8 protein-coding genes and 2 pseudogenes are annotated in these 6,789 nt (G+C 53.2%); 5 read left to right on the plus strand and 5 right to left on the minus strand.

Going from position 1 to position 6,789, the window contains the following annotated elements:
- Positions 1-10 precede the first annotated feature (10 nt).
- Positions 11-343, plus strand: coding sequence for a hypothetical protein (locus tag IGR76_09240; GenBank protein ID MBF2078691.1), 333 nt, complete (start codon positions 11-13; stop codon positions 341-343).
- A 111-nt stretch (positions 344-454) separates the two neighbouring features.
- Here the strand turns inward: IGR76_09240 and IGR76_09245 are convergent.
- Positions 455-661, minus strand: a pseudogene (locus tag IGR76_09245) (glutathione peroxidase).
- On the opposite strand from IGR76_09245, the pseudogene IGR76_09250 reads away from it, so the two are divergent.
- Both IGR76_09250 and trpB read left to right on the plus strand, forming a co-directional pair.
- A pseudogene (locus IGR76_09250) lies at positions 661-777 on the plus strand (IS1 family transposase). The pseudogenes IGR76_09245 and IGR76_09250 overlap by 1 nt on opposite strands.
- A 195-nt stretch (positions 778-972) precedes the next feature.
- Positions 973-2,229 carry a tryptophan synthase subunit beta gene (gene trpB / locus IGR76_09255; GenBank protein MBF2078692.1) on the plus strand — a complete coding sequence of 419 codons (1,257 nt, stop codon included), beginning with the start codon at positions 973-975 and terminating at the stop codon, positions 2,227-2,229.
- Between the two features lie 270 nt (positions 2,230-2,499).
- Here the strand turns inward: trpB and IGR76_09260 are convergent, their stop codons facing one another.
- Positions 2,500-2,799 carry a 30S ribosomal protein PSRP-3 gene (locus IGR76_09260; GenBank protein ID MBF2078693.1) on the minus strand — a complete coding sequence of 100 codons (300 nt, stop codon included), beginning with the start codon at positions 2,797-2,799 and terminating at the stop codon, positions 2,500-2,502.
- Positions 2,800-2,989: 190 nt separating this feature from the next.
- Here IGR76_09260 and IGR76_09265 point away from each other — a divergent pair, with 190 nt between their 5' ends.
- Entirely contained in the window at positions 2,990-3,787 is a 798-nt protein-coding gene (locus IGR76_09265) for a TIGR01548 family HAD-type hydrolase (protein MBF2078694.1), read from the plus strand.
- A 58-nt stretch (positions 3,788-3,845) separates the two neighbouring features.
- On the opposite strand, the gene IGR76_09270 is transcribed toward IGR76_09265, so the two are convergent.
- Entirely contained in the window at positions 3,846-4,769 is a 924-nt protein-coding gene (locus IGR76_09270; protein MBF2078695.1) for a TIGR01777 family protein, read from the minus strand.
- A gap of 103 nt (positions 4,770-4,872) precedes the next feature.
- Positions 4,873-5,886 carry a methionyl-tRNA formyltransferase gene (locus IGR76_09275; protein ID MBF2078696.1) on the minus strand — a complete coding sequence of 338 codons (1,014 nt, stop codon included), beginning with the start codon at positions 5,884-5,886 and terminating at the stop codon, positions 4,873-4,875.
- An 89-nt stretch (positions 5,887-5,975) separates the two neighbouring features.
- On the opposite strand from IGR76_09275, the gene IGR76_09280 reads away from it, so the two are divergent.
- Positions 5,976-6,449, plus strand: a complete 474-nt coding sequence (locus tag IGR76_09280; GenBank protein ID MBF2078697.1) for a tetratricopeptide repeat protein — start codon at positions 5,976-5,978, stop codon at positions 6,447-6,449.
- Between the two features lie 33 nt (positions 6,450-6,482).
- On the opposite strand, the gene IGR76_09285 is transcribed toward IGR76_09280, so the two are convergent.
- A complete protein-coding gene (locus tag IGR76_09285) occupies positions 6,483-6,662 on the minus strand; it encodes a hypothetical protein (GenBank protein MBF2078698.1) in 180 nt (59 codons plus the stop codon).
- Positions 6,663-6,789 lie beyond the last annotated feature (127 nt).

The raw sequence follows: 6,789 nt of genomic DNA on the forward strand, positions 1-6,789 counted from the left end.
GAAATTTACCATGCCTCTCCCGCCCGTAACCCCTCTTTCATGCAACAACGCCGAACTGGGTTGTACAGCGATTTTGCCCGTGGTGTATATGACCACGTTGGTCAATTACTGCGACGGTGGTTCTATTAGTAGTCCCGTCTTTTGTTACATCACTTGGACAGCACTGTGTGCCACCGTCTATGTTGTACCGTTAGTGCTGATCTTGTTGAATTTTATCTACTCATTTCAGTCCTCTCGCCTTACCGAAACTCAAGGCCGAAGACTCAAATTGCTTGGTGGAGTGTTCATGGTTGTATTGGGTTTAGCCATGATTGTTCAACCCGGCGTATTGATGTTGCGTTGATGCGTTGCCTAGCTCGATCGCAAACGAGGCGCGATGGGCGATCGCCTTGATGATTCAGCAGGTCGGTGCGATCGCCCTTCTCGGTTGTTGCCCCTATTATCGTGAACGAGTTCACAGCAGCGGCTGAATGTCTTTGGCGATATCTTCCGGCTTGGTGGTTGGCGGATAGCGTTTCACAACTTTGCCGCTCCGATCGACCAAAAATTTGGTGAAATTCCACTTAATGGCCTCAATCCCCAAAATGCCAGGGGCAGCTTTGGTCAAATACTGATAGAGCGGATGGGCATTGCTTCCATTCACCTCAATTTTTTGAAACAGAAGCGCTCAATAGTTCCATCCGTCGTCGCTGCAGTGCCTATCGCAGGCGGCAGAAGCATTACGCCAAGACCGTAGATGGACTGCAAGGTGCAATCACGGCTCAACGACTCATCCACAAAGCTCAAATCCTAGTTAAGTTTTAGCTCAAGACAGCGTCGCAGCAGCATAATAAATTGCTGCAGTGGCGAAATAAACATGCTGGGTGGGGATGCGGAGGTTACTGGCCGCTGCTGAACTCAATCGTTCATGGTTCCTAAGCATTACGGACCAAAGTTATAATTATAGCCTGTTGGTCATTTTTGCTGAATCCCGTGACACAAACTCCGATCCACCCCACATCGTCGCCAACCCCAGATTTTGCAACGGCTCAACGTCCCGATCCGCTCGGTCGTTTTGGGCAGTTTGGCGGCAAGTACGTTCCCGAAACCTTGATGCCTGCTCTGACTGAGTTGGAGGCGGCTTATTACGAATACCGGGATCAACCGGATTTTCAGCAGGAGTTGCAGTATCTATTGCACGACTACGTGGGTCGGCCTACGCCCCTTTATTTTGCTGAACGATTGACCGAGCATTATGCCCGTCCCGATGGCACTGGCCCCCAGATTTACCTCAAGCGGGAAGATTTGAACCATACGGGTGCCCACAAAATCAACAATGCCATTGGTCAGGTGTTGTTGGCGAAGCGGATGGGTAAGAAACGCATCATTGCCGAGACAGGGGCGGGACAGCATGGGGTGGCAACGGCGACCGTATGTGCGCGGTTCGGTCTGGATTGCGTCATCTATATGGGCATCCACGATATGGAACGGCAGGCGCTCAACGTCTTCCGGATGCGGCTGATGGGTGCGGAAGTGCGTCCGGTCGAAGCGGGAACTGGAACCCTCAAGGATGCCACCTCTGAAGCAATCCGCGACTGGGTGACGAACGTTGAAACGACCCACTATATCCTCGGTTCCGTAGCTGGCCCCCATCCCTATCCCATGATGGTGCGGGATTTTCACGCCATCATTGGGGAAGAAACCCGCGCCCAGTGTTTAGAAAAATGGGGCGGATTGCCGGATATTCTGATGGCCTGTGTGGGCGGTGGCTCGAATGCGATGGGGCTGTTCCACGAGTTTGTGAATGAACCGTCTGTTCGCCTGATCGGCGTTGAGGCCGCAGGGGAAGGAGTACAGACTGGAAAGCACGCGGCAACCCTAACCCACGGTCGAGTGGGCGTATTGCACGGTGCCATGAGCTATCTGCTGCAGGATCAGGATGGTCAAGTGATTGAAGCCCATTCCGTGAGTGCGGGTCTGGATTATCCCGGTGTGGGGCCAGAGCATAGTTTCCTCAAGGATGCTGGACGGGCAGAGTACTACAGCGTTACTGATGCCGAAGCCCTAGAAGCGTTCCAGCGGATTTCGCGGTTAGAGGGCATTATTCCCGCTCTGGAAACGGCGCACGCCTTTGCTTACCTGGAAACCCTCTGTCCGCAGCTATCGGGTTCGCCCCGGATTGTGATCAATTCTTCGGGTCGGGGCGATAAGGATGTGCAGGCGGTGGCGAAGCGGTTGAAATTTGACTAATTTGCCGGGGTTGAACGAACGTTAAACTCTACCAAGCAAAAGAGCCGATCTTGAAAAAGGTCGGCTCTCTTATATCTTGCGTTTGACCGATGATTCTTGAAAGGACAGTCTGAGGGCGATCGCCCCACCCTCAACCCCTCATTTAGAGTAGGGTGTAGCGTAGACTCAATTAGAGTAAGGTGTAGCGTAGACTCAATCCGTTCTTGGGAAGAACAGCTGTTGCCCCCTACTCAGAATCTAACCTCGGCGGTGCTAGGATTAAAGCGACAATCAGGCGCTACCCGTGAAGGCCACTTCAGGAAACTTCGATTGCGCCTCAGCCATCGGACGACGCTTGCCTTCCTCTTGCCAGTAGTTAATCACTTCGGTTGCCTTGTTTAACAGGTCAACACGGTCAACTTCCGAAATCCAGTGCTTTGCTTCAAGCTCATTCTTGAGCTGTTCCCAAGCATCGTTACGTGGCCAAAAGTAGTAACAGGTGAGCGGACTCGTGCCTTTTCCTACCACTTGGTCAACGGCGATCGCCACGTTCTCATCTAACCAGAGAACCTTCAACATGAATTGTGCCAAACCAACCTCCACTTCAGACTTTGGCTTTCTGACGAAATAAATATTTTCACAGTCCTCTATTTTCTAACAAAATCAGAAATATCGCTACCTTAATCCAAAAGTTCTTTGATCAAGGGCATTGAGATCCAAGTCCCGGCGGTTTGGTAGCGTAGTCAAGGGAATAAAAGACTGCGATTTTTGAAGGGGAACTATGAACGCGATCGCCATTTTTGATATTGACGGAGTCCTGCGCGATGTGGGGAACTCCTACCGACGGGCATTAGCCGATACCGTTGAACACTTTACTGGAGGAGCCTATCGTCCCACCCAGGAAGATATTGATACCCTCAAGGCGGAAGGGATTTGGAATAACGACTGGGAAGGATCACGAGAATTCATTTATCGATATTTTGAATCTCAAGGTAAGGGGCGATCGCAAAATCCCCTCGACTTTGATGCCGTGATCGATTTCTTCCAGCGCAAGTATCGCGGTGAAGATTTAGAAAATCCCGATGCTTGGACGGGCTACATTTCCCAGGAACCGCTCTTAGTATCACCCGCCTATTTCCAGCAGTTAACCGAGGCGAAGGTGGCTTGGGGCTTTTTTAGCGGCGCAACACCCGGATCGGCGCGGTACGTGCTGGAACGACGGCTGCGGTTGACCGATCCGGTATTGATTGCAATGGGGGACGCACCGGACAAGCCAGATCCTACGGGATTGTTGGAGGTGGCGAGACGATTGGAGGCACAACTGGGATTGCCGGAAGCGGCCCCGGTCATCTATGCCGGAGATACGGTGGCCGATCTCCACACCGTGACCAACGCCCGCCAAGCGAGGGCATCTCGTCCGTGGATTGGCGTCGGAATTTTGCCACCCCACGCCCAGCACACGCCAGACTATCAGGCGGCCTATACCGCGAAGTTGCGGGAGGCCGGAGCATTGACCGTGCTGCCGAATTTGGAGGCGTTGACGGCAGAGTGTATTCAATCGCTGATTGAGCAATTCTAAGCCTGGGAGCTAAAATCGTTGGTTCGCCCTAAGTCCATTTTGCGAAACAGTGATTTGCTTATTCCAGGATGTTTTTTAACGCAGGCGTTAGCTCTGGGAACTGAAACTGAAATCCTTGTTCCTGAGTTCGCTTTGGCAACACCTGCTGGCCTTCTAGCACAATGGTTGCAGCATCACCTAACAGTGCCGTAAGCGCAAAGTCTGGAACGGGTAGCCAGGAGGGGCGGTGTAACACCTGCCCGACATCATGGCAGAACTCGGCCATCCGAACAGGATTGGGGGCAGTGGCGTTAAGGGTGCCGTTCAGTTGGGCATTGGTCAGGGCTTGGAGGATGAGGCTCACCAAGTCGTCCCGATGAATCCAGGACACCCACTGGCGTCCCGTTCCCAACGGCCCTCCGGCAAACAGTTGAAACGGGGTCAGCATTTTAGCTAAGGCTCCGCCTTCCTTACCCAGCACAATTCCCGTTCGCAGAATGACCAGACGAGTACCGCTTTCTCGCACTTTCTCGGCTTCCGCTTCCCATGCTTTACACACTTGAGCCAGGAAGTCGTCACCGGGATTGCTGGTTTCATCAAAGGTGGCGGTTTCGCTGGTGCCGTAGTAGCCAATGGCGGAGGAGTTGACCAGAACGCTAGGTTTAGGAGTCGCTTGGGCGATCGCCTCTACAATCTTTTGCGTTCCAATTTTGCGGCTATCCATGATCGCCTGTTTCCGCTCTGGACTCCAACGCCCTTCGGCGATCGATTCGCCCGCCAAATTCACGACCCCGTCACATCCAGCGATCGCCCCTTGCCAGTCTCCCGATACCAGCGGCGTATAGGCAACGATATCAAGATTTGGGAATGCTGCCTTGGGAAATAGACGCTGTGCCCGGTCGGGATGGCGCGTCAAGACTACGATGGAATGTCCTTCGGCTTGCAAGCGCTCGACAAGACGGGTGCCTACAAACCCGGTGGCTCCAGTTACCGCAACTTTCATCCTCTCTCCTTCTGCTTGTGACGTTTTAGGCTCATGCCTACTTGATTATGTCAGCACTTTAGGGTGCGACGGAGGGATTTTAGGATCTTGTTTTGGAGATGAGCTACTCTGCTAGGGTTCCGTTGGTCAACACTTCGCCAACCTCCAACCGCAACCCGTTGGCAACATCCCAGCCCGACTGCGATCGCTTCCCTGCTAATTGCACCTCCTGCAGCAGCAGCCAGCCCTCTCCGGTTTGTACCACAGGGCCTTCGCCTTTAAGAATGGCGACAATGGTTCCGGGAGAGACCGTCGTATCAGGATCAACGGCTGCGTTAGCCTCGGTTTCTAAACCAGCAAGGTCGTCCGGCAGATCAATTCCTGCATTCAAGGGCACCGTAGCGCTGATTTTGAGGGATTTGTCCCGTAGGGTAGCGAAACAGTTGGGATAGAAGCCGCGAATTTGGTTGTGAAGGGCGATCGCCGATCGGCTCCAGTCCAGTCCGTAGTCAGCCTTTTGGATCAGCGGTGCGTAGGTGGCTTGGTCGTTGTCTTGGGGAATGGGGGTGATTGTATTCTGTTCCAGCCCGATCAGCGTTTCCACGACGGCATCGGCGGACTGAACAGACAAGATTTTGGCGAGGTCATGGGCGTTATCTAAAAGATTGATGGGGGTGTGGGTTTTGATCAGCATGCCTCCGGTATCCATGCCTGCATCCATGAGCATGGTGGTCACCCCGGTTTCGGTTTCACCGTGGTAGAGACACCACTGGATCGGCGCAGCTCCGCGATACTGGGGCAGGATCGAGCCATGGCCGTTGATGCAGCCTAAACGGGGCATATCGAGAATCTCTTGGGATAGGATTTGCCCGTAGGCGACGACCACAAAGGCATCGGCCTGGGTTGCGCGGAGGGCATCAAGGGTGGGTTGGTCTTTCTTGACGCGGGTGGGTTGCCAAACGGGAAGGTTGGCCTCAGTAGCGATCGCCTTCACGGGCGAAGGAATCAGATCATTGCCCCGTCCCCGCCGTTTATCGGGCTGGGTAACGACGGCTAGAACGTCGAATCGCTCATGGTCGAGCAAGCGTTGGAGAGTGGGAACCGCAAACTGGGGCGTTCCGAAAAATACAACCTTCATACCGTCTATTTATCACCACTGGGTCACTTGTTTAGCCTAGCAGGAGGACGGTTTACAGTGGTTAAAGCTCTGATCGGCATTGAACGTTGATGAATGATCCATCGATCCAGCTGTTACTAAACGATCTTAAAAGTGAAGATGCAGAGGTGCGCGATCGCGCCACCCAGGAACTTTGGCGGATCTGGTTTTTGCAAAAGGGAGCCTATGGGCTGGAATTGCTGGAACGGGCGCAAATGCTCCAAGAACAGAATCGTCTTGTGGAAGCGGAAGCCGCGTTGAGCCAGATTATTAACGATCAGCCGGATTTTGCAGAGGCGTGGAATCGGCGGGCTGTGTTGTATTACCTGAAGCAGCAGTATCGGAAATCACTTCAGGACTGCCAGAAGGTGGTGGAGCTAAACCCAGTTCACTTTGGGGCATGGCATGGGATGGGACTCTGTCATGCGGCCTTGGGGGAATACCCATCCGCCATTCGCGCCTTTCGCAAAGCCCTGGATATTCAGCCCCACGCGATCATGAATCAGCGATTAATTTTGGAATGCACGGCACGGCTAAGTGGGTAGATATTGAGGTGAACCGCATCAGTTGTCACCTAGCTACCGTTTAGGAGTTGAAGCATCCCGAATTCGCTTTTGAAAACGAGCGACCATTTCAGGGCTGAGATCTGTTTCGGGCTGAACAATCTCCCGTTTCTCCAGGAGGACTTGAATCTCGGATGGAGATGCTTGACCTAAAGATTGGAGACGCGCCTGAAATGCCTGCTGTTGTTGCTGCAACTCTTCTAAAGATGTTGCTTGAACCGTGTAATCAAATGTATAGCTGTTGCCAGCTAGCTGAGGACATGGACATTTTGGTGGGGCGGCTTCGCCGCCCCACCAAAATGTCCTAACCGATATGGCTAGC

Source organism: Synechococcales cyanobacterium T60_A2020_003, from assembly GCA_015272205.1.
Lineage (GTDB): Bacteria > Cyanobacteriota > Cyanobacteriia > RECH01 > RECH01 > JACYMB01.

Coding starts and splice junctions, on each gene's coding strand:
- IGR76_09275 (MBF2078696.1), bottom strand. CDS start 5,886: ATGAAGGTTGTATTTTTCGGAACGCCCCAGTTTGCGGTTCCCACTCTC.
- IGR76_09240 (MBF2078691.1), top strand. CDS start 11: ATGCCTCTCCCGCCCGTAACCCCTCTTTCATGCAACAACGCCGAACTG.
- IGR76_09280 (MBF2078697.1), top strand. CDS start 5,976: ATGAATGATCCATCGATCCAGCTGTTACTAAACGATCTTAAAAGTGAA.
- IGR76_09270 (MBF2078695.1), bottom strand. CDS start 4,769: ATGAAAGTTGCGGTAACTGGAGCCACCGGGTTTGTAGGCACCCGTCTT.
- IGR76_09265 (MBF2078694.1), top strand. CDS start 2,990: ATGAACGCGATCGCCATTTTTGATATTGACGGAGTCCTGCGCGATGTG.